Source organism: Wenyingzhuangia gracilariae (assembly GCF_056387575.1).
On the sequence record NZ_CM150748.1, the window covers coordinates 3336259 to 3361105 of the forward strand.

Annotated in this window: 17 protein-coding genes; 14 read left to right on the plus strand and 3 right to left on the minus strand. The window is 31.7% G+C overall.

Annotation, left to right across the window (positions count from 1 at the left end; translation table 11 throughout):
• Positions 1-120: 120 nt before the first annotated feature.
• Positions 121-1695 (plus strand): sulfatase family protein, encoded by a 1575-nt coding sequence (locus tag ACY2IJ_RS14610; protein ID WP_476725053.1) that lies wholly within the window; start codon positions 121-123, stop codon positions 1693-1695.
• Between the two features lie 28 nt (positions 1696-1723).
• Here the strand turns inward: ACY2IJ_RS14610 and ACY2IJ_RS14615 are convergent, their stop codons facing one another.
• Positions 1724-3271 carry a tetratricopeptide repeat protein gene (locus ACY2IJ_RS14615; protein WP_476725054.1) on the minus strand — a complete coding sequence of 516 codons (1548 nt, stop codon included), beginning with the start codon at positions 3269-3271 and terminating at the stop codon, positions 1724-1726.
• 261 nt (positions 3272-3532) lie between these two features.
• Here ACY2IJ_RS14615 and ACY2IJ_RS14620 point away from each other — a divergent pair, with 261 nt between their 5' ends.
• From ACY2IJ_RS14620 to ACY2IJ_RS14680, 13 genes are all read left to right on the plus strand, one after another.
• Positions 3533-5185 (plus strand): apiosidase-like domain-containing protein, encoded by a 1653-nt coding sequence (locus ACY2IJ_RS14620; protein WP_476725055.1) that lies wholly within the window; start codon positions 3533-3535, stop codon positions 5183-5185.
• 93 nt (positions 5186-5278) lie between these two features.
• Entirely contained in the window at positions 5279-6739 is a 1461-nt protein-coding gene (locus tag ACY2IJ_RS14625) for a sulfatase family protein (protein ID WP_476725056.1), read from the plus strand.
• A 1-nt stretch (position 6740) separates the two neighbouring features.
• The gene (locus ACY2IJ_RS14630; RefSeq protein ID WP_476725057.1) at positions 6741-6905 is read left to right on the plus strand and encodes a hypothetical protein; all 165 of its coding nucleotides are present in this window, start codon (positions 6741-6743) and stop codon (positions 6903-6905) included.
• 215 nt (positions 6906-7120) lie between these two features.
• Positions 7121-8476: a sulfatase gene (locus tag ACY2IJ_RS14635; protein WP_476725058.1), complete on the plus strand. Its 1356-nt coding sequence runs from the start codon at positions 7121-7123 to the stop codon at positions 8474-8476.
• Between the two features lie 4 nt (positions 8477-8480).
• A complete protein-coding gene (locus ACY2IJ_RS14640; RefSeq protein WP_476725059.1) occupies positions 8481-9893 on the plus strand; it encodes an arylsulfatase in 1413 nt (470 codons plus the stop codon).
• 238 nt (positions 9894-10131) lie between these two features.
• Positions 10132-11613, plus strand: a complete 1482-nt coding sequence (locus ACY2IJ_RS14645) for a sulfatase family protein (protein WP_476725060.1) — start codon at positions 10132-10134, stop codon at positions 11611-11613.
• Positions 11614-11618: 5 nt separating this feature from the next.
• Entirely contained in the window at positions 11619-13967 is a 2349-nt protein-coding gene (locus tag ACY2IJ_RS14650) for a glycoside hydrolase family 2 protein (RefSeq protein WP_476725061.1), read from the plus strand.
• A 68-nt stretch (positions 13968-14035) separates the two neighbouring features.
• Entirely contained in the window at positions 14036-15919 is a 1884-nt protein-coding gene (locus ACY2IJ_RS14655; protein ID WP_476725062.1) for an alpha-1,3-galactosidase-related protein, read from the plus strand.
• 123 nt (positions 15920-16042) lie between these two features.
• The gene (locus tag ACY2IJ_RS14660; protein WP_476725063.1) at positions 16043-17605 is read left to right on the plus strand and encodes a sulfatase family protein; all 1563 of its coding nucleotides are present in this window, start codon (positions 16043-16045) and stop codon (positions 17603-17605) included.
• Positions 17606-17789: 184 nt separating this feature from the next.
• The gene (gene rimP, locus ACY2IJ_RS14665) at positions 17790-18254 is read left to right on the plus strand and encodes a ribosome assembly cofactor RimP (protein ID WP_476725064.1); all 465 of its coding nucleotides are present in this window, start codon (positions 17790-17792) and stop codon (positions 18252-18254) included.
• Positions 18255-18263: 9 nt separating this feature from the next.
• Positions 18264-19514, plus strand: a complete 1251-nt coding sequence (gene nusA, locus ACY2IJ_RS14670) for a transcription termination factor NusA (RefSeq protein WP_476725065.1) — start codon at positions 18264-18266, stop codon at positions 19512-19514.
• Between the two features lie 59 nt (positions 19515-19573).
• A complete protein-coding gene (gene infB / locus ACY2IJ_RS14675) occupies positions 19574-22471 on the plus strand; it encodes a translation initiation factor IF-2 (protein ID WP_476725066.1) in 2898 nt (965 codons plus the stop codon).
• 159 nt (positions 22472-22630) lie between these two features.
• Complete coding sequence (locus tag ACY2IJ_RS14680; protein ID WP_476725067.1) at positions 22631-22822, plus strand: cold-shock protein; 192 nt, start codon at positions 22631-22633, stop codon at positions 22820-22822.
• A gap of 145 nt (positions 22823-22967) precedes the next feature.
• On the opposite strand, the gene ACY2IJ_RS14685 is transcribed toward ACY2IJ_RS14680, so the two are convergent.
• Together ACY2IJ_RS14685 and ACY2IJ_RS14690 are read right to left on the minus strand one after the other, a co-directional pair.
• Positions 22968-23741 carry a zinc ribbon domain-containing protein gene (locus tag ACY2IJ_RS14685; protein ID WP_476725068.1) on the minus strand — a complete coding sequence of 258 codons (774 nt, stop codon included), beginning with the start codon at positions 23739-23741 and terminating at the stop codon, positions 22968-22970.
• A 5-nt stretch (positions 23742-23746) separates the two neighbouring features.
• Positions 23747-24841 (minus strand): Nif3-like dinuclear metal center hexameric protein, encoded by a 1095-nt coding sequence (locus ACY2IJ_RS14690; protein WP_476725069.1) that lies wholly within the window; start codon positions 24839-24841, stop codon positions 23747-23749.
• Between the last annotated feature and the right edge of the window lie 6 nt (positions 24842-24847).

The window sequence follows — 24847 nt, forward strand, 5'->3', positions numbered from 1 at the left end:
TAGTTTTTTTGAGAGAATTGTTTGTGGAATGTATTCTAAAAGACGAATGATGTACAGATTGAATTAAAAAATAGAATTAGACTCTATAATTTTATCAAACGAAATAAGAAATATAAAACAATGAGTAAAAAAAAAGTTTTTAGAATTATTCAATTAACCTTATTAAGCTTAATTGGGTTCAAAAGTTTTGCACAACAAAGCACAAAAACAAATGTTATTTGGATTATTACAGACGAACACAACTTTAGAACCTTAAGTTGTTATAGAGATCAATTAGCTCCAGAACAGGCTTATCAATGGGGTAAAGAAGCGGCTATAGAAACTCCTAATATTGATGCGTTGGCAAAAAATGGAGTTCTTTTTAATAGAATGTATTGCAGTGCTGCAGTTTGTACAGCATCTAGAGCATCAATGTTTACAGGAATGTATCCTATGACTTTAGGAATTCCTAACAACTCTAACAAAAAAGGAGACGGTAAATACCTAAAACCGAACGTAACAACTATTGCAGATGTTTTGTCTAAACAAGGATATTATACAGGATATGCAGGAAAATGGCATTTGGCAGAAAGTAGATCTGCAGATGGAAATAAAGACCATGATGAATGGTGGAATCCATACCCAACCAATCATCCTGAAGACACATATGGTTTTTTAGATAAAAAATTTATGTTTAATGGAGGACACGACAAGTTTAAAGGATTGGATGCAAATGGAAATCCTTACAACGCATCTAAAAGACCAACATTGATTGGGAAAGACAAATATGGTCAGCCATTGTACGAGGATAAAAAATCTAAAAATGTAAAATTTACCACAGATTTTTTAGGTGATAGAGCAGTTGAGTTTATTGGTAAAAATAAAGACAAACCTTTCTTTTATGTGGTAAGTATTCCAGATCCTCATACTCCTGATATTGCAAGAACTCCATACGATACTATGTATAAAAACATGAAAGTAGAGTTGCCTAAAACGTATCATTACTCTTTTGAAAATAAAGAAAAGTTACCAAAGTGGCAAAGTCCAGACAATAAAACAAATAATCAGGAAAAGCTTAAAAATAGCATTAAGCAATATTTGGGAATGGTAAAAATTGTAGATGAAAACGTAGGGAGAATTTTAAAGAAGCTAGAGTCCGAAGGTATTTTAGAAAATACGATTGTAATGTTTTCGTCAGATCATGGAGATTTATTGGGAGAGCATGGACGAGTAAATAAAGGAACTATTCACGAAGCATCTGCCAAAATTCCTTTTGTAATGGCTCATGGTAAAAAAGGTAAAAATCCGTTAATACCAAGAAATAAAGTAGTAAACTTAGCTGCAAACAATACAGATTGGATGCCTACTTTTTTAAGTTTGTTAAACATTCAATGTCCTAAAGTAGCAGGAAGAGACTTAAGTCCTATAATTCAAGGAAAAGCACCTGTAAATTGGAAAGATGTTTCCTTTTCTAGATTAGGTTACTATGCAGCCATTACCAACAGATACAAATTAAGTGTAATGGGAAATGGAAAACCATGGTTGTTTGATATTGAAGCTGATCCAGACGAAATTAAAAATTACATTGATGATAAAAACTATTCTGAGGTTGTTGTAAAATTGGCAAAAGAGTTAAAAAATTACATGAAAATATCTGGAGATACTAACAAAAAAATTAATGAGCAAGTAGATAAATTATTGCAGAGACATTTGTAAAATTAGTAAAACAGCAAAGTTTGCAAACTTAAATAGAACCTATATAAGTTTGTAAACTTTTGTTAGATTCCAATCCCATTTTTTTTCTAATTCTATATCTAGATGTATGTACACTTTGCAAAGAAATATTTAAGACTTTAGCCATTTCGTGACTGTTAAAATTCAGTTTAATTAGCGAACAATGTTTCAATTCCGTAGGCGAAAGATCTGGATGTTTTTTGCAAAGTGTTTCATGAAAATGACTGTTTACTTCTGTAAAGCTTTTGTTAAAGTCTTTCCAGTATTTATTGCTTCCTTTGGTATGTTTTTTATAAATATTTTTATATTCTTCGGGACTGTTTTTTTTGATAATATCTAATAAAGACTGAATGGTTTCTTCTTTTTCAATCATTTTTAAAGCATGGGCAGTAAGTTCTTTATTTTTAATTTGTAAAATTTCTTGATTTTTTTTTCGATCTAATTTGTTAACAATCGATATTTTCTTGATTTTGTTTTTCTGGTATAGAAAAATGTAAACAATCATAGAAATTAACACAAGCCCTATAAGTAAAAATAAAATCAGTCTTAACTTTTGATTTTTGTTTTCAATAATAGCAAGTTGATCATTTATAATTTGTTTATTCTTGGCAATTTCTGCTGCGTATTTATTTTTAATAACAAATAGTTGATGCGTATTTCTATTAGTAGTTCCAAATAATCTTTGATAACTTTTTAGAGATTCACTTAAATAATAAACAGCATTTTTGTAGTCTTTTTGCAAACTATAGATATCAGCAATTTTATGTAATAACGTTGGTTTTATTTCTAAATGCACTTTTTGTTTTTTCTGAAAATTTTCTGCCTTTTTATAAAAAAGAAGCGCATCGTTATAGCGCAGTTGTTTTTTTCTAAGATCTCCTAAAAAAGTAAGACTCATTACTTGGTAAGGAGAATTTGTTTCTTTTAAAAACATGTTCCCTCTAAGCAACAGAGAATCGGCTTTTTTTAAATTTCCTAGTTGTAAATTACAATAACCTATATCTGTTGTGGCATAGGGCAGTTCTTTAGAATTGTTGTTTATATAAACACAAGAATCTAAATAGCTTAGTGCTTTTTGATAGTTTTTTTGTTCTCTCCAAAATGTTGCTATTGAAAAATAAGAAGAAATAACAATTCCTTTTTTTATTCTCTTTTCTTTAAGTAGCTTTTTAGATATTGTTAAAGCTTTGTTTAAATGATATAAAGAAAGAGAATCTTTATGGTAAATAGTGTATAAAATTCCAAGACCTCTGTGAATTTCTTGTAACTCTACAGGATAGTTTTTGTTTTGTGTTAATAAAAGAGCATCCCAAAGGTTGTCAAAAGCTAAATTGTACTCTCCCTTATATCTGTGTTTGTTGTTTAGTTTTAGTAGAGTGTCTATACTTTGTAAAGTATCTGTTTTTTTAGTTTGCTGCTGTAAAGCTTGTTCAGGTTTTTGTTCGTTTTTTATTCTGTGTTTAACGGAAAGACCTTGGTTTTCTATGTTTTGTGCCTTTGTTAAGCATGAGAGTATAAAAAAGAAAAGTACGATATAGGAGTTTTGTAGAGTAGTCATACACCAAAAGTACTAAATAGAAAAATTGAGAAATGAAACATATGACTAATTAAGAAAAACATACGTATTGTTCGTTTGTTTTGTAAATTGATAATATTGCTGTTCTAAAAACTAATTTTTTAGAGGAATAAAATTAAGATTGAATAGTATTTGAATAGTTGTTTTTTTTAACAGATTAAAAAAAACAAAGACTTTTACATATTAGCTTTTAAAATATAGCAATAAATAAAAGGTTCAATAATGTATCATCCAGATTTACTTATGAAAAACAAAATAAATATTCTATTCATCATTGTCTTTTGGACACAAGTATTATCATCACAAATTAAAGTTTGGCAAAATCCAACACGCTATAAAAGTATTAAAACCGAACAATGGGTTGTAAACGATTTAATTTACAAGACTAAAAAAGAAGTTAAAAATCCTTTTGATAAGCAAGTGTATGCCATTGTAACAGATGCAACCACGGTTCAAAAAATTCCAATGTTTTACAACGGAAATAAACAATGGATTTTTAGATACTCTAGTGCAACAGTTGGTCAAAAAACATTCGAAATTCAATCAGAGATTAAAGAGTTAAATCGTAAAAAAGGAAAAATAGTTGTCATAAATAACACCAAACAAAACAGACATGGAGGAGTGGTTTTAAACAAAGAAAATCCTCAGCATTTGTTTTATCAAGATGGGACTCATTATTTTAATTTAGCTTTTGAGTGCGATTGGTTGTTTGCTTTGGATTATGGTCAGAAAGAAATTGCTAAAACCAAACATTTGCTTTCGTTGGTAGAAAAAAATAAATTCAATCAAATTGTTATGAATGTTTATTCATACGATGTAAAATGGCCAAAAGACAAAAAATTGTTAAAATATCCAGAACATGAATATGGAAGTAGAGAAGATATTTTTCCGTTTTTAGGATCCAATTCAAATCCAGATTACAGTGCTTTAAATATAGCATTTTTCCAGCATTTTGATAAAGTAATTTCACAAATGCACGATAAAGAAATAGTAAGTCATTTAATGATTTATGTTTGGAATAAATTGGTAAATTGGCCAGATATGGGGTCAAAAGAAGACAACATGTATTACGATTATGTAATTAAAAGATACCAGGCTTTTCCTAACATTATTTGGGACGTGTCTAAAGAAGCGTTGCACTACCAAAGAGCTACCAAAGAATACATTTCCGAACGAATTAAAAGAACAAGAGAGTTAGATGCGTTTCATAGATTGGTTTCTGTTCACGATTATGGTTTTTGTAGAAATCATGCCAATGAAGTTGATTTTATTTCTATGCAAAATTGGCAACATACCTTGTATCAAAATATGTTAAAAGCAAGAACAGATTTTCCTAACAAACCCATTTTTAACATAGAACATGGCGGATACGAAGAATCACCTTATGTAGTTTTTCCAGGAGCTTATGACAATGCAGAAGCATGCCTAAGAAGAAATTACATGTGTTTGTTCGCAGGAGGGTATACAACCTATTACTGGCAAGGAGCCTCTTGGAATGCAGTAATTCACAATCCATTTGAACAACCAGACAATTTTATCAAACCTAAGTTTGAGTATTTTAAACACATGAGAACTTTATTTGATACTGTAAACTTTGAAAATTGCAAACCTATTGCTAAGTACAATTCTAGCGGATACAATTTAACCAATAAAAAAGATGGAATTGTTTTGATATATGCTCCTAAAGAAAACAATTGGGTAGGTGCATCTAAAGTAATTAAAGATAATTTTGATTATAAAAATGCTACTCAGCAATGGTTTAACACCTTAACAGGAGAATTTTCTAAAGAAGAAAAATATGTAATAAAAGGAATTGCGTTAGAGTTTTGGGCATCAAGACCTTGGGAAAACAAAGCAGATGCAATTCTAATTGTTAAAAATTTAAAAGCCAAATAAAAATAATTATACAATCATAAAACAAAAGTAAACACCATGTTTAAAACAAAATTCCTAGTAGGATTATTACTATTAAGTGTCGTAAATGTAGTTATGGCAAAAGATCCCGTTAAACCCAATATAGTTGTTATTTATTTAGATGATTTAGGTTATGGAGATTTAAGTTCATACGGAGCCACGGAGCTAAAAACTCCAAATATAGATGTGCTAGCTAATGAAGGAATAAAATTCACCAATGGTTATGCAACATCAGCAACATGTACACCTAGTCGTTACGGTCTGTTAACAGGGGTATATCCATGGAGAAATAAAAAAGCTAGAATTTTACCAGGTTCTGCACCATTAATTATTTCTACACAACAAGAAACATTGCCTAAAATGTTACAAAGAGCAGGATACAAAACAGGTATTGTAGGAAAATGGCACTTAGGTTTGGGTGATGGAAATTTAGATTGGAATGGAAAAATTACTCCTGGTCCTAGACAAGTGGGGTTTGATTATTCTTACATTCTAGCAGCTACCCAAGATCGTGTACCAACAGTATATATAGACAATGAAAAAGTTGATGGATTAGACCCTAAAGATCCTATTCAGGTTAGTTATAAAAAGAACTTTCCAGGAGAGCCAACAGGAAAAGACAATCCGGAGTTAACCACCTTAAAATGGCATCATGGGCATAATAATAGTATTGTAAACGGAATACCTCGTATTGGATACATGAAAGGAGGTGAAGCTGCAAAGTGGACAGACACAGACATGGCAGATCATTTCTTAAAAAAAGCGCAAGAGTATGTAAAAAATAATAAAAAAGAACCATTCTTTTTGTACTATGCAATGCAACAACCACATGTACCTAGAACACCACATCCACGTTTTGTAGGAAAATCTGGAATGGGACCAAGAGGAGATGTAATTTTAGAAGCAGACTGGGTTGTAGGACAATTTTTAAACACATTAGAAAAAGAAGGTGTTTTAGAAAACACATTAATTGTTTTTTCTAGCGATAATGGACCTGTGTTGCAAGATGGTTATTACGATGATGCAATTCAAAAATTAGGAAATCACACACCAGCAGGACCTTTAAGAGGAGGAAAATATAGTTTGTTTGATGGAGGAACAAGAGTACCTTTTATGGTGTATTGGAAAGGAACCATTCAGCCTAAAGTATCAGATGCTTTGGTTTGTCAAATGGATTTATTGGCTTCTATGGCTCAATTAGTAGGAGTAGAACCCCAAAAAACAGACAGTCAAAATATATTACCTGCTTTATTAGGTAAAAGTAACAAAGCACGTAAAGAGTTGGTGTTAGAAGCCAATGGTAAAACATGGTATAGAACAGGAAATTGGGCTTTAATACCACCTTATAAAGGAGCAACATTAAGTTGGCATTCGTTGGTAGAATCGGGGGTTTTAGAAGAGGTACAATTATACAACGTACAAAAAGATCATGGAGAAGAAAATAATGTGGCAAAATCGAATCCTAGAACTGTAAAAAAACTATTAAGTAAGTTTGAAAAGATCAGAGGAAAAAAATATTCAAACATTAAAAAATAAAATGAAAAAAATATTTGTTTTAGGAGCACTGTTGATAAACAGTGCTTTTTTTTGCACAAAAAAAACGTTATTACCGTTAGAAACACCTAAAGCCAAAGCAAAAGGAAAAAACAAAATTTTACAGAACGGAAGGCAATTTTTTTTTGCTAAAAGTAGTATTCAATAAGCCTCTTAATCATCCCAAAAAAAAGTCCTAATCATAAAAAAATGATTAGGACTTTTTTTATAAACCATAAGGTAAATAAAGGCTATAGGTTAGCAACCAAGTGTTTTAATTGTAAAATATGTACTCAAAAATATAATTACTAAACGTCAAAAGACATATTAAAGAGTAGCATTCTCTAGATTTGTATAGGTATTAATAATAAAATAGAGTATTAAATGAAAAGATTTGTGTTGTTTGCTTTTGCATTATTTGTGGTATTAACATCTTATGCACAAGAAAAACCTAACATTGTGCTATTGTTTGTAGATGATTATGGTTGGGCAGATATCGGTTATAGAAATAGTTCTTTTGAAACCCCAAATTTAGATCGGCTAAAAAAAGAAAGTTTAGATTTTCAGAGAGCCTACATTCCTACCCCTACATGTAGCCCTAGTAGATTGTCTTTGTTAACAGGTAAAGAAGCCGTTCGTTTGCAAATGGTAAGACATATTGCATTAGATCCTAAAAATCCAGAAGCAAAATATGGAATGTGGAAAACAGATCCTGTGCAAATGCCTTCTTTAAATTATTTGCCATTAAATGAAACTACTTATGCAGAAAAAATTAAAGAGTACGGATACTATAATCACTTTATAGGAAAATGGCATTTAGGTCATACAGGTCGTTACCCTATAGATCAAGGGTTTGATAGTGAGTTTGGTGTAACAGATGCAGGACATCCAAAAAGTTATTATTATCCATTTTTTAAACCTTCAGAAGATCCAAAAGGATTTATGAAAGGTTTTGAAAAAGGAGATTATTTAACAGATGTATTAACGGATGGGGCGGTTGATTTTATTAGCGGTTATAATAAAAAACAACCCTTTATGTTAACGTTTTGGTACTATTCAGTACACGGACCCTCTGTAGGTAGAAAAGATTTGTTAAAAAAATACAAAGACAGAGGAATTACAGGTAAATATGCAGATCATCATGCCATGGTAGAAGCTATGGACGAATCTGTAGGAAGAGTTAGAAAAGCCTTAAAAGAAAAAGGAATAGAAGACAATACCGTAATTATTTTGTTATCTGACCAAGGAGGGGCTTATACCAATGCTCCTTTAAGAGGAGGTAAAAAAGGAGGCGATACTTTAGCAGAAGGTGGAGCACGCGTTCCGTTTATGATTAAGTATCCAGGAATTACCAAAGCCAATACAGAATCTTTTGTACCTGTGCAGTCTATTGATGTGTTTCCTACTGTTGTAGAAATAGCTTCAGGAAAAAAATATAAAAACAAAAATATTCAAGGAGTAAGTTTAATGCCTTTATTAAAAGGAGAAAATATTAAAGACAGAAACTTGTTTGGATTTAGAAGTTACGAAGATCAATATACCTCTATCATTCGTGGAGATTGGAAAATCATCAAATACCATTCAGGAAAATATCAAATGTACAATGTTAAAACAGACCCTAGTGAATTGCATGATTTGATTGGTACAGGGTTAACAATGGAAAAGAAATTAAAAAAGTATTTAAAAAAATGGGAAAAAAGAGCAGTGCCTGCTTTTGGTCCACATCAATTAAAAGAATAGTCGCATGAAGAGTTTACAATTAGGAATAACTTTAACTTTATTAACAAGTTTATTTGCTTGTAATACACCACAAGAAAACAAAAAAACAGTTGTAAAAAAACAGTTAGACAAACCCAACATTATTATTTTATTGGCCGATGATTTAGGTTATGGAGAACTAGGTTCTTATGGTCAAAAAGTAATCAAAACTCCTTTTATAGATGAGGTTGCAAAAAAAGGAATGAAGTTTACTGATTTTTATGCAGGAACCTCTGTCTGTTCTCCTTCTAGAGCTGTTTTAATGACAGGTAAACACACGGGGCATTTAAGTATTAGAGGAAACAAAGGAGCCATAAATGGTAAGTGGGATAGAGTTCCTTTACAAAAAAATGAAATTACGATAGGAGAAGTATTACAAGATGCTGGTTACCAAACAGCCATGATTGGAAAATGGCATTTAGGAGTGCCAGAAGATACCTCTACTTGGGCAAAAGGAAGAGGTTTTGATTATGCCGTGCAAGAACAGTGGGGAGAAGATAAAAACGGAAAAGAAATTGACGAAAGAGTTCACTGGGTAAACAACAATCAAGATTCTATTTTTTACAATTACAATAATTACAAGTGTTTAGATGAGTTTAGAACTAATTTTGCTTTAGATTATTTAGAAAAAAAATCAGATGAAAAACCTTTCTTTTTATACATGTCTTACAGAATTCCACACGCACACGAATTCTTTTTAAGCAAAACAGACTTGTATAAAGATAAAATAGAAGAATGGCCAGAAATAGAAAGAAGACATGCAGCTAGAATAACCATGTTAGATGAGCAAATTAAAAGATTGTTTAACAAGTTAGAAGAAAGAGGAGAGTTAGAAAATACTTTAATTTTAATTTCTAGTGATAACGGACCTACCAATGAAAATCATCATAGTTACAAGTTTTTTAACAGTTCTGGTAGTTTAAAAGGATTTAAAAGAGACGTGTATGAAGGAGGGGTAAGAGTGCCTTTAATTGCTTATTGGAAAAACAAAATAAAAGAAGGAACAACTACCAATTTTCAAGCTGCATTTTATGATGTAATGCCAACACTAGCCGAAGTAGCAAAAACAAAAGCACCTAGTAATATTGATGGAATTTCTATTTTGCCACTTTTGCTAGGAAAAGAACAAAAGCAAACACACGATTTTTTATATTGGGAAATTCAAGAAGGAAAATCGGTTAAAGGATTTAGACAAGCTGTTAGAATGGGAAATTGGAAAGCAGTTCGTTATGCAGACAAATACCATACAGAATTGTATGATTTAAGTAAAGATTTGTATGAAACTACAGACCTTTCAAAAACACATCCAGAATTGGTTGCCAAGGCCAATACCATTTTAAAAAGAGAAAGCAAAGTCAATCCTCATTTTCCATTTTCAGGAGGAATCTTTAAAAAATAACAATTACATAAAAACAAATTAAAGCACCTTTAGACATGCATGTCTAAAGGTGCTTTTTTTTAAGATGTTCATTTATAGTTCATTTGGTTTAAGGTAATTGGGAAATGAACAATAGAAAAAAACGGAGAAATACATTAATTAAACTAAAGAAGACTTCTATGCTTTTCCTTTTAGGTTAATTTGTATTGATGAGTCTTCTTTTGAAAAGACGTTTTTCTATGAAAATAAATTTAATAAAATGATTAAAAAAACATTACCGATTGTATTATCGTTTATAATGTCATTTGCCTTTGGACAACAAAAACCAAACATTATTTGGATTATGGCAGAAGATATGAGTACCGATTTAGAGTGTTATGGCATGCCAGATGTAAAAACACCTCATTTAAATAAAATGGCTGCCGAGGGAATTAAATTTAACAATGCCTTTGTAACCAACCCTATTTGTTCACCAAGTAGATCATCTATGATGATAGGTACCCATCAGGTAAAAACAAATACACACAACCATCGTAGCAATAGAAACGTTCCTTTAGATTCTCAATTTACACCGTTTACCAAATTGTTAAGAGATGCTGGATATACAACTATTTTAGGACATCATGGTGTGTATACTTTAGGTAGAAAAATAGATGTAAACTTTAAACACGAACCAATAGGAGAATGGGATGGTAAAACCAAATTCGGATTGTTTGATAAGTACGATACTTTTGAAAAAGAAGACGAACCTTTTTTTGCTCAAATTCAGTTAAAAGTTACACATAGAGGGCCTTGGTGGGATGAGATTAGAGAAAAATCTGCACATCCGGTAAACCCAAATACACTTACACTACCACCATACATGGCAGATCACCCTGCTATTAGATTAGATTGGGCTAAATATTTAGACCAAATAGAGTATATGGATAATGAGGTAGGAATGATTTTTAAAGAGTTGGAAGAAAAAGGAATGGCAGAGAATACCGTTGTTATTTTTATAGGAGATAACGGACGTTGTAATATTAGAGGAAAAGGATATTTGCAAGATCCTGGTCTTAGAATTCCGTTGTTAATTCATTATCCAAAAAACATAAAAGCAGGACAAGTAAGCAATCAAGTAGTTTCTTCAACAGATATTACAGCTACTATTGTAGATTATGCAGGAGTTAAGGTTCCTAAATACATGACGGGACAGCCAATTTTTAATAAAAAATTTGATAGAAAATATGTGTACGGAGCTAGAGATTTATGGGATGAAATTCAAGAAAAATCAAGAGCCGTTACTTCCGGAAAGTGGGCTTATATAAGAAACGATAAACCAGAAATTCCTTACGATGCACATCAGGCTTATTTAGAATTTTACAGACCTGCAGTACATGTAATGAGAGAATTGTATAAAGAAGGAAAGTTAAACGATGCTCAGAAACCATTTTTTGAACCTACAAAACCTAAAGAAGAATTGTACGATTTAAAGAACGATCCGTATCAATTACACAATTTAGCAAACAATCCTAAATATGCTAAAATTCTTAAAAAGTTACGCAAACAAACCAAGTCGTTTGATAAAAAAATGAAACCAGTAAGTACGGTTTTTGAACCTATTAAAATGACAGGGCCAGCAGTTGTAGAGTGGCTTAAAAAAGAAATGCCAGAAGATTATAAAAGAATGCAGGCAGGAGAAGAAATAGGATATAAAAGAATTACATCTTTATATAAAAAAGCGCATAAAACTAAAAAGTAAGATATATGAATTTTAAGAATAAATGTGTTGTAGCTGTTTTAGGTATTGCTATAGGTTTGTTACAATCATGTCAACAAAAAGAAAGCATACAAGAAAAAACAAGCATTAATTCTGGTTGGAAATTTAAACGTTTAACAAACAAGAATCAAATAGATAAAGGTTGGGAAACGTTCAGTTATTCTGATGAAGATTGGACTCAAGTTTCCTTGCCACATACCTCTAATATAGAGCCTTTAGTAGTAAATAATCAATGGCAGGGGATCTGTTGGTATAGAAAAAAACTAGAGGTTCCTCATATGGAAAAAAGTAAAAAGGTTTATTTGGAGTTTGAAGGAGCTATGAATTATTCTAAATATTATGTTAATGGAAAATTTGTAGCAGAACATCAAGGAGGATATTTGCCTGTGGTATTAGATGTTACCGATTATGTTACCAAAGGAGAAGAAAATTTGATAGCCGTAAGGTTAGATAATACAGACAACTTGGTAACTGGACCTAAGCCTTTAAAAAGATTAGATTTTAACATGTTTGGAGGTTTGTATAGAAATGCTTGGATGCTTGTTAAAAACAAGGTCCATATTTCTCATGCAGCACTTGCAAATAAAGTTGCCGGAGGAGGTGTTTTTGTAACCTATCCAAAGGTTTCAGAATCAGAATCTGTTGTTAGTGTAAAAACAAACATTGTTAATCAAGCAGAAGAGGATGTTATGGTTCAAGTAGTTAATACAATTTTATCTAATGGAAAAGTAATTGCAGAACAAACATCAGATCAATCTATTTCTACAGGGAAAAATATAGATGATGAAGTTCGTATTGTTGTTCAAAACGCAAAACTGTGGTCTCCATCGGAACCTAATTTGTATACCTTAGAAACTAAGGTGGTACAAAACGGAGAAGTTGTAGATAAGGTTGTCAATCAAATTGGAATTAGAGAATTTGTGTTTAAAAACGATCAATTATATATAAACGGAGTAAAAACGTTTTTAAGAGGAATGAATCGTCATCAAGAATATCCTTTTGTAGGTTATGCTTTGTCTGATAACGCACAATATAGAGATGCCAAAAAAATAAAAGAAGCGGGTTGTAATTACATCCGTTTGTCTCACTATCCACAATCACCTGCTTTTATGCAAGCGTGTAATGAATTAGGAATTGTAGTAATAGATGCTATTATGGGGTGGCAATATTATGGAGATAATGATGCTTTTAGAAACTATTGCTATACATCTGCAACGCAATTGATACGCAGAGACCGTAATCATCCTTGTGTATTGGCATGGGAAGTATCCTTAAACGAAACCAAAATGCCTATCTTTTTTATGGAAAAGTTACACAGTATTGTACATGCAGAATACCCAGGTAAAAACGTGTATTCTTGTGGATGGATGGATGATGTGTATGATATTTATTTACAAGCACGTCAGCACAGAATTATGCATCCTCATCCTTTAAAAGAAAATCAACCTTATTCTGTTTCAGAATACGGAGACTGGGAGTATTATTCAAAAAATGCAGGATTGAATCAAGATCAATTGCCAAATGATTTACGAGATGAGTTTAGTAGTCGTCAAGCACGTAGTTTTGGAGAAGAGAGAATGTTAAGACAAGCATACAATGTTCAAGAAGCCCACAACGATAATTTAAGCACCAAAGCATATTCTGATAGCTATTGGGTAATGTATGATTATAATAGAGGATACCATAACGATATTGAAAGGTCTGGAATTATGGATGTTTTTAGACTTCCAAAACTTGCGTATTATTTCTATCAAAGTCAGCAAGATATTTCTGAAGGAGAAGTTTTAAAAATAGCTTCTTATTGGAATGAAAAATCGCCTTTAAACGTAAAAGTGTATAGCAATTTTGATGAAGTTGGCTTGTATTTAAACAATAAATTAATAGCAAAACAAACACCAGATACGGATAAAAATTCAACATTATTACAACATCCACCATTCACTTTTAATTTAAAGAAATTTGTGCCAGGTACATTAAAAGCTGTAGGGTATAAAAACGGAAAACCAGTAAAAGAAACTACAGTAACCACACCAGGTGAACCAGTTGGGTTAAAAGTATGGTTAGATGTTTCTGGAAAAGAACCACAAGCAGGAGTTCAAGATGTTGTTTTTGTATATGCAGCAGCTGTAGATAAAAATGGAACCATTGTACCTAATTATTCTGAGAAAGTAGCTTTTACAATTCATGGAGATGCTCGTTTGGTAAACATTGGAGAAATAAATGCAGAAGCGGGAATTGCTACAGCAGTTGTAAGAATAGGAGATAAATCAGAACCAATGGAAATAGAAGCTATATCGGGTGTTTTTGTTAAAAAAGAAACGTTTAAAGTAAATTAATAATAAAGAATTGAGCCGTACTGTATAAGAATAAATGATTGTTGGTACAGTACTTAAATAGTTAAAAAATGAAAAAAGATAAAACACTTAAAAGGCTTTTAATGTTGGCCTTATTTTCTATGACGAGTTTGTTTGCAGCAACTCCAAACAATACATATTTATTTAAGACAGATATTGCAGATGATGCAACACCAGCCGTATTGCAAAAAGTCTTGAGTTTAGATAAACAACAAGCTAGTGAGTTAAAGTTTGAAAAAGGGATTTATCATTTTTATTCAGAAAAAGGATTGGAGAAATTTTGTCACATATCCAATCATGATGATGTGATGGTTAGAACCGCTTTTCCAATTTTTGATTTTAAAAATTTAACTGTAGACGGTCAGGGATCTACATTTATATTTCATGGAAAAATGATTCCTTTTTTAATAGATGGATCTAAAGATATTACCATTAAAAACGTATCTGTAGATTGGGAAATACCATTTCATAGTGAGGCAACTATTGTAGCTGTAGATAAAAAAAATAAAACGTTTGATATGGCTATTTCTAAAGATTACCCTTATGAAATAAGAAATAATCAATTGTATTTTGTTAAAGAATATTATGAGCATACTTTAGGACAAGCTATTATGTATGATCCAAAAAGAAAAGCAATAATGTTTGATACAGAAAAGTATACAGGTTTGTCAACTTCTAAAAAAAATAAAATATCTAGAAACGTAGAAACAATAAACTATAAATATGAAGTAGATATTAGAGGAAAATTTTTTAAAGATTTAGGGAGAGAAGATAATTTAGTTGTTAAAGAGATAAAACCAGGTATAGTAAGAGTATATAATCATAGAAGAAAATTACCTCCTGTAGGAATGGTATTAACATCAAAAGGAGATCAATCTGTAAATAGATTGGCACCAGCTTTTAGAGTAACCCATACAGATGGGTTTAACGGAACCAATGTAAATATACATCATGCCGGAGGTATGGGAATTATAGCAGAAAATTCATCAGATTTAATTTTAGATAATTTTAACATTACCCCTTCACGTGGAAGAATGGTTTCTGCAACAGCAGATGCCACACATTTTGTTGGATGTAGAGGAAAGGTAGTTTTAAGAAATTCAACATTTCAAAATCAGTTAGATGATGCTATGAATGTACATGGAACTTATCAAAAAATTGTAGATGTTTTAGATGAGAATAGATTAGGAGTTCGAATGGGACATTCACAACAACAAGGTTTTCAAATAGGTAAAAAAGGTGATGTTATAGGTTTGGTAAGATTGTCAAACTCATTTTATCCATATCATAAATTAACTATAAAAAGCATTCAATATATCAACGGAAGATATCAAATTATTACGTTTAATGAAGCTTTACCTAAAGATGTACAGCATGGAGATTTGATAGAGAATTTAGATGGTTATCCAGATTTATTAGTAGAGAATTGTAATATAAGTAATAACAGAGCAAGAGGGTTGTTAATATCTAACCCTGTAAACACTGTTGTAAGAAATAACTTTTTTAGTACAGAAATGGAAGCTATTCTAATTCCTGTAGAAAGCGGACATTGGTATGAGTCTGGAAACGGAGCCAATATACTTATAGAGAACAACGTGTTTCAAGATTGTACTCATAGTGGACAAAATAGAGGTGTAATTCGTTTTGTTACCGATGATGATAATGAAAATATAGCTTTTAAAAACATTACAATTACCAAAAACACGTTCAATCAGTTTGATAATTTAATATTAGAAGTCGCAAATACAAAAGGACTTATTTTTTCTAAAAATACAATTACAAACTCAGGAACATTTCCAATGTTACATCCAGAAAATCCTGTAATAACAGTTAAAACATCTAGTAATATTGTTTTTAAGAAAAATAAATACAAAGGAAAGGCAGATGTAATTCTAAAAAAAGATGCATCAATGTCTAATTTAAAGTTCAAATAAACAAAAAGGACTAAGTGCTAAAGTGACAAATAATAGCTTTTCCTTTAAACTATAGGTTAAAATTTATTAAAGTACTTAGTATTTTGCTAAATTCGTAATCAAAATATTTTTAAGATCTATATAATGAATATAAAAAAAATCATATTATCTAGTTTGGCTTTAATAGCTATAGGTAGTACCATCTCTTGTAAGTCTAAAGGAGATAAAGAAAAAAAAGAAACAGCAAAAGTAAAACCTAATGTCGTTGTAATTTACTTAGATGATTTAGGGTATGGAGATGTAAGTGCATATGGAGCTAAAGGAATAACAACTCCCAATATAGATAAATTGGCTAATGAAGGAGTAAAGTTTACAAACGGATATGCATCATCGGCAACTTGTACTCCAAGTAGATATGCATTGCTAACAGGAGTGTATCCATGGAAAAACAAAGATGCTAGAATTTTACCAGGAACAGCACCTTTGTTAATATCTACAACTCAGCAAACACTGCCTAAAATGTTCAAATCTCAAGGATATGATACAGGAATTGTAGGGAAATGGCACTTAGGGTTAGGAAATGGACATACAGATTGGAACAAACACATTTCACCAGGACCAAATGAAGTTGGTTTTGAGTCTTCTTATATTATGGCAGCAACTCAAGATAGAGTTCCAACAGTTTATATAGAAAATGGAGATGTAGTTGGTTTAGATCCTAACGACCCAATAGAAGTTAATTATAAAGAAAACTTTGAAGGACAGCCAACTGGTAAAGACAATCCAGAATTGTTAAAAATGATGTGGCATCATGGACATAATAGCAGTATTGTAAACGGAATTCCACGTATTGGATATATGAAAGGTGGAGAAGCTGCTAAATGGAAAGATGAAGATATGGCGGACCATTTCTTAGCAAAAGCTAAAGCTTATATAAAGGAACACAAAAACAATCCGTTCTTTTTATACTACGCAATGCAACAACCACACGTACCAAGAACACCACATCCTCGTTTTGTAGGAAAATCAGGATTAGGGCCAAGAGGAGACGTTATTTTAGAAGCAGACTGGGTAATAGGTGAATTTGTAAAGTCGTTAGAAGAAGAAGGACTTTTAGAAAACACACTTATTGTATTGTCAAGTGATAACGGACCGGTATTAAATGATGGGTACAATGACGGAGCAGATGAAACTCTAGATAAACACGATCCTAAAGGAGGATTAAGAGGAGGAAAATATAGTTTGTACGAAGCTGGTACTAGAGTTCCTTTTATTACATATTGGAAAGGACACATTCAGCCTAAAGTATCAGATGCTTTGGTTTGTCAAATGGATTTATTAGCATCTTTAGCAACTTTAGTGGGAACTGAAGAAAAAACTACAGATAGTCAAGATTTATTAAATGTGCTTTTAGGAAAAAACAATCAAGGAAGAGAAGAATTAATCATAGAAGCAAATACAAGAACAGCTTTAAGAAAAGGAGATTGGATTTTAATACCACCATATAAAGGACCAAAAGTACTAGAGCAAGTAAACATAGAATTGGGAAATGGGGATGATTTTCAGTTATTTAATGTAAAGGAAGATTTAGGACAAAATAACAACCTTGCTGCATCTAAACCAGAAGTTTTAAAAGATATGATTGCTAGTTTTGAGGCCATCAGAGGAAAAAACTACTCAAATACTAAAAAATTAGAATTAAAATAGTTGTAAATTAATTTTAAAACAAGACATAAAACAAACCTACTAAGTACAATAGCTTAGTAGGTTTGTTTTGTTTTAAAATAGAGGAGACTATATTCTTGTATATCAAGAAAAAACTCGTATATTTGCGATGGAATAATTGAAAAGGATTAGTGGGGCATTAATGCCCCACTTTTTATACATATATATGGATAAAAAAAAGGTAGAGGAATTAGTTTATAAAGCATTAGAAGAAAATACTTCTTTGTTTTTGGTTGACTTAACAATTGGAGCCGATAACAAAATTTTGGTAACAATTGATGGTGACAATGGAGTTCCTTTAAAAGAGTGTATACGAGTAAGCCGATTTGTAGAAGCAGATTTAGACAGAGAAGAAGAAGATTACAGTATAGAAGTAGCTACACCAGATATTGCCAAGCCTATTGTTATGAAAAGACAATATGTTAAAAACATTGGTAGAATTGTGAATGTAACTACAGCAGAAGAAAAATACGAAGGTACTTTAGCAGAGGTTAATACAGAAAACATAGTGTTAACTTGGAAAACAAGAGAACCAAAACCAGTAGGTAAAGGAAAAGTAACTGTAGACAAAACAGCAACTCTTGCGTACAACGATATAAAAGAAACAAAAGTTAAAATATTATTTAGTTAAAATATTTAAATGGAGAATATAGATTTAATCAATTCATTTTCAGAATTTAAAGACGATAAGAATATTGATCGTGTAATGTTAATGTCTATCTTAGAAGAAGTTTTTAGAGCTGCTTTAAAGAGAAAATATGGTTCTGATGATAATTTTGATATTATTGTAAATCCAGATAAAGGGGATTTAGAAATATGGCGTAACCGTGTGGTTGTAGAAGATGGATTTTCAGAAGATGATAACGAAGAAATTGAATTGGCTGAAGCTAGAAAAATTGAACCTGATTTTGAGGTTGGAGAAGAAGTTTCAGAAGAAATTAAATTACATCAGTTAGGACGAAGAGCTATTTTAGCATTACGTCAAAATTTAATTTCTAAAATATATGAACACGATAGCACAAACTTATACAAAAAGTTTAAAGAGCTAGAAGGAGACATGTATTCTGCAGAAGTACATCACATTAAGCACAATGCGATTATATTGTTAGATGATGAAGGAAACGAAATTGTATTGCCTAAAAGTGAACAAATTCGATCTGACTTCTTTAGAAAAGGAGATTCTGTAAGAGGAATTATCAAAACAGTAGAATTAAGAGGTAACAAACCTGTGATTATATTGTCTAGAACTTCTCCAGAATTCTTAAGAAAATTATTTGAACAAGAAATACCAGAAGTGTTCGATGGTTTAATCACTATAGAAGGTGTTGCACGTATTCCTGGAGAAAAAGCAAAAATAGCTGTAGATTCTTATGACGATAGAATTGATCCTGTAGGAGCCTGTGTAGGTATTAAAGGATCTAGAATTCACGGAATTGTACGTGAATTAGGAAATGAAAACATTGATGTGGTGAATTATACCAAAAACACACAATTATACATTTCTAGAGCCTTAAGCCCTGCTAAAGTTGTAAAAATGGATATCTTTGAGGCAGAAGGAGATACCAAAGCTAGAGCTGAGGTGTATTTAAAACCTGAAGAAGTATCAAAAGCAATTGGTAGAAATGGTGTAAATATTAGGTTAGCAACCCAATTAACCGGATACGAAATTGATGTATTAAGAGAAGGAGCAGAAGACGATGAAGATGTAGAATTAACAGAGTTTTCTGACGAAATAGAAGCATGGATTATTGACGAATTCAAAAGCATTGGTTTAGACACTGCAAAAAGTGTGATAGACAAAGATGTGGCTGAATTAGTGAGCAGAACCGATTTAGAAGAAGAAACAATTATTGAGGTTCAACGTATATTAAAAGAAGAATTTGATAAATAAGGTAGTCAGTAGCCGTATTTCAAAACATCTTCTTAAATAAAAAATAGTAAAAAGTATATATGTCTGTAAGCAAAACATTAAGGCTTAACAAAGTTTTACGAGAATTAAACATATCGTTAGATAGAGCGGTAGAGCATCTTTCGGCCAAAGGCTATGAAATTGAAGCACGTCCTACGGCTAAAATCTCTAATCAAGAATATCAAATCTTGTTAGATGGTTTTCAAACTGATGCGCAAAAGAAAGCCGTTTCTGTAGAGGTAGGTGAAGAAAAGCGTAAAGAAAAAGAAGAGTTGCGTTTGGCTCAAGAAGAAAAGAAACGTAAAGAAGAGGAGGAAAGAAATAGAATTTTAAAAGCAAAAGCTGAAAAGTTAGAGGTTAAAACTGTTGGTAAAATAGATTTAGATAAACCTAAAGAAGAAGCTAAAGCAACTCCAACTCCACCAAAACAAGAAGCACCTGTTAAAAAAGAAGAGAACATTTCTGAGGAATCAAAACCAAAGGAACCTCAAGTTATAAAAGCAAGTGCACCTAAATTAGGAGGTTTAAAAATTGTAAAATCGGCTCCAGTTCCTGAGCAGAAGCCAAAGTCTGTGGTAAAAGAAGAGCCTAAAAGAGTAGAAACTCCTAAGGAAGACAAAAAGCAAGAAATTGCTAATGTAAAACCAGAGGTTAAAAAGGAAACTCCTAAAGTTGAGAAAGTAGAAGTAAAAGGTAACGAAGGAAAATCTCCAGAAGAAGGAGGAGAACCAGAAGCTTTAAAGACTCAATATCAAAAATTAACAGGACCTAAGTTAACAGGAGCAAAAATTGATTTAAAGCAATTTGAAAGACCTAAGAAAAAGAAACCAGATCCTAAAGCAAATGCAAATAACAATGCAGATGCTAGAAAGAAAAGAAAAAGAATTGTAAAACCAGGAGGAGGTACTCCAAATCCAAACAACAGACAAGGAGGACCTGGAAATAACAATAGAGGAAATCAACAAGGAGGAAACAGAAGAGGTCCAGGAAACAGAGGTGGTAGATTTAATTCTGCACCAGTAACCAAAGAAGAACCTACAGATGAAGAAGTACAAAAACAAGTACGTGAAACTCTAGAAAGATTACAAGGAAAATCCAAAAAGAATAAAGGTGCTAAATACCGTAGAGAAAAACGTGATTTACACCGTCAGCAAACAGAAGATGCACAAGCACAAGAAGCAGCTGAAAGCAAAGTATTAAAGGTAACAGAATTTGTTACTGTTAGTGAAGTTGCTACAATGATGGATGTATCTGTTACTGAAATTATTTCTGCATGTATGATGTTGGGAATGATGGTAACCATGAACCAACGTTTAGATGCTGAAACTATTAAAATAGTTGCAGAAGAGTTTAATTACGAGGTTGAGTTTGTAGGTGCAGAAGTAGAAGAATCTGTTGTAGAAGTTGAAGACAAGGAAGAAGATTTAGAAGAAAGAGCCCCTATTGTAACAATTATGGGACACGTAGATCATGGTAAAACATCTTTACTAGATTATATTCGTGAAGCCAATGTAATTGCAGGAGAATCTGGAGGAATTACTCAACATATTGGTGCGTATTCAGTTAAAATTGCTACAGGTCAAAAAATAGCCTTTTTAGATACACCAGGACACGAGGCCTTTACAGCAATGCGTGCACGTGGAGCTCAGGTAACAGATTTAGTTATTATTGTAATTGCAGCCGATGATGATGTAATGCCTCAAACAAAAGAAGCAATTAGTCATGCACAAGCAGCAGGAGTGCCAATTGTATTTGCATTAAACAAAATAGACAAACCAACAGCCAACCCAGACAACGTAAAACAACAATTAGCAAGTATGGATATGCTTGTTGAAGATTGGGGAGGAAAATACCAATGTCAAGAAATATCAGCAAAATCTGGTCAGGGGGTAGAGGAATTGTTAGAAAAAGTAGTTTTAGAATCTGAAATTTTAGAATTAAGAGCAAATCCAAACAAACCAGCTTTAGGTACAGTTGTAGAAGCTCAATTAGACAAAGGACGTGGATATGTTTCTACCATTATGGTACAAGCCGGTTCTTTAAAAATTGGAGATTATATTTTGGCTGGTAAGCACTCAGGTAAAGTAAGAGCTATGTTTGATGAAAGAGGAAGGAACGTAGAAGTTGCTCCGCCATCAACACCGGTATCTATTTTAGGATTAGATGGTGCACCACAAGCAGGTGATAAGTTTAACGTGTTTGAAGATGAAAGAGAAGCAAAACAAATAGCTTCTAAGCGTTCACAACTACAAAGAGAACAATCTGTAAGAACACAAAAGACCTTAACATTAGACGAAATAGGTCGTCGTATTGCTTTAGGAGACTTTAAAGAGTTAAATATAATATTAAAAGGAGACGTAGATGGTTCTGTTGAAGCATTAACAGATTCTTTCCAAAAATTATCAACAGAAGAAATTCAAGTAAATATTTTACACAAAGGTGTAGGAGCTATTACAGAATCTGATGTGTTGTTAGCCTCTGCTTCAGATGCAATTATTGTTGGATTTAACGTAAGACCAGCAGGAAATGCTAGAACAGTAGCCGATACAGAAGAAGTAGACATTAGAACATATTCTATTATTTACGATGCAATTAACGATTTAAAAGATGCGATGGAAGGTATGTTATCTCCAGACACTAAAGAAGAATTGTTAGGTAATGTAGAAATTAGAGAAGTTTATAAAATTTCTAAAGTTGGTAATATTGCAGGATGTATGGTTGTACAAGGTAAGATTACTAGAAATTCTAAAATTAGAATTGTAAGAGATGGTATAGTTGTACATGATGGAGAACTAGCTGCCTTGAAACGATTTAAGGATGATGTAAAAGAAGTGACTAAAGGATATGATTGTGGTGTTCAGATTAAAAACTACAACGATATTGCCATTGGTGATGTGATAGAATCATACGAAATTGTAGAAGTAAAAAAGAAACTATAATTAAAAATAAAGTTCTAAAAAAATCCAAAAAGCTCATCTATATAGATGAGCTTTTTGGTCTACTTAACATATTGATAATAAATTTAATATAAATTCATTGTGTATTTTATTTATTAAACACTATGTTTGTTCTTTATTAAATATTTATTACAATTAAAAGTGAAAAAAGGTACAGTAAAATTCTTTAATGAATCAAAAGGTTTTGGATTTATTATAGATAATGAAACAAAACAAGATTATTTCGTACACATCTCTGGTTTAATCGATGAAGTTCGTGAAGGAGATGAAGTTGAATTCGATCTAAAAGAAGGTAGAAAAGGTTTAAACGCAGTAGAGGTTAGAGCTCTATAATATTATTTCTTTTTACAAAATTAAACCTCATATTCTTTTATGAATATGAGGTTTTTTTATATAATAACCTTTACTTTATAAAATAAAAAACTCTTTAAACTTACTTAGTTTAAAGAGTTTTTTTGTAGGGTTATAAACTAGTTGTTTATTTTAAAATAGAAGCTAATTTTTCTCTTTCTTCTTCAGCTAATGCTGCATCTACTAAAATACGTCCAGAATATTCATCAACAGTTATTTTTTTACGACTAGCAATTTCTATTTGAACTTGCGGAGGGATCGTAAAGTAAGAACCACCAGCAGCACCTCTTTCAATAGCAACTACAGCCAAACCGTTTTTTACATTACTTCTAATTCTGTTGTAAGCAACTAACAAATGATTGTCTATTTTTTCTGACATTTTATCAGAAAGTGCTTTCAATTCGTTTTGCTCGTTTTCCGTTTCTTTTAAAATTTCATCCAATTCAGATTTTTTATGATCCAAATGTGATTGTTGAGCATTTAATTTATCGGTAGTTCTAGCAATTACTTCGTTTTTTTGCTCAATTTTAGCATACGCTTCTTTAATTCTTTTTTCTGCCAATTCAATTTCTAATTCTTGAAATTCAGCTTCTTTAGTTAAAGAATCAAACTCACGATTGTTACGAACAGATTTTTGTTGTTCTGTATACTTTTTTACCAACTCTCTAGACTCCTCGATGCTGATTTTTCTGTTAGCTATTTCTGTTTGAAAATTAGCTACATCTTGATTTAGTTTTTCAATACGAGTAGTTAACCCACTAATTTCACTTTCTAAATCTTCTATTTCTAAAGGTAACTCTCCTTGAACGCTTTTGATTTCGTCAATTCTAGAGTCAATTAATTGTAAATTATATAAAGCTCTTAACTTGTCTTCTACAGATACTTCTTGTTTAACTGCCATAATAACTATGAGTAATATATTGGGTTTGTACTTTTATTCGATAAAATGATTGCAAAATTACGAAATTTTTCTTTAAGATAATCAACTAATAAGTTTTTTGTAAACTGTTCACTTTCATAATGTCCAATATCTGTAATTAAGAGTTTTCCTTCTGCCTTATAAAATTCATGATATTTAAAATCAGCAGTTATATAAGCATCTGCCCCATTAGCCAACGCAGCACCAATACCAAAACTACCAGAACCTCCTAATACAGCAATTTTTTGTATGTTTTTAGTAAGTGGTTTAGAATGTCTTATGCATTCTGTTTTCATGTTTAATTTTACATAATTTAAAAAATCAGAAGTATTCATTGGGTGCTCTAGTTCTCCAATCATACCTATTCCAATATGTTGATTTTTATTTTCTAAAGTAGTAATCTCGTAAGCAACTTCTTCGTAAGGGTGTGCTTTCATCAACGCAGCAAGAATTTTACTTTCTAAGTGTTTAGAAAAAGTAATTCCTATTTGTGTTTCTTGTTCTTGTTGTAAAACTCCTTTTTTTCCAATTACAGGATTAGAATTATCATTTCCTTTAAAAGTACCAATACCTTCTGTATTAAAACTACAGTTGCTATAGTTCCCTATGTTTCCTGCACCTGCTTTGTAAAGAGCTTCTCTAACTTGATTTGCATCTTTGGTAGGAGCAAAGGTTACTAATTTTTTTATAGTTCCTTTTTGAGGGATTAAAACTTTTTTGTTTTTAAGATTCAGTACATCACACATTTTGGCACTAACACCATTAAAAGAGTTGTCTAGTGCAGTGTGTGTTGCATAAATCGCAATGTCGTTTTTAATGGCTTTTATAACCACACGTTCTACATAATTAGAACCGTTAAATTTTTTTAACCCTGCAAAAATAATGGGATGAAAGCTAACAATTAGGTTACAGTTTTCTTGAATGGCTTGATCCACAGTTTCTTCAAGTGTGTCTAATGTAACCAATACTCCTGTGACTTCTGATGCATAATTTCCAACCAAAAGACCAACATTGTCAAAATCCTCTGCATATGCTAAAGGAGCTATTTCTTCTATATAGTTTGTAATGTCTTTAATTTTCATACTCAA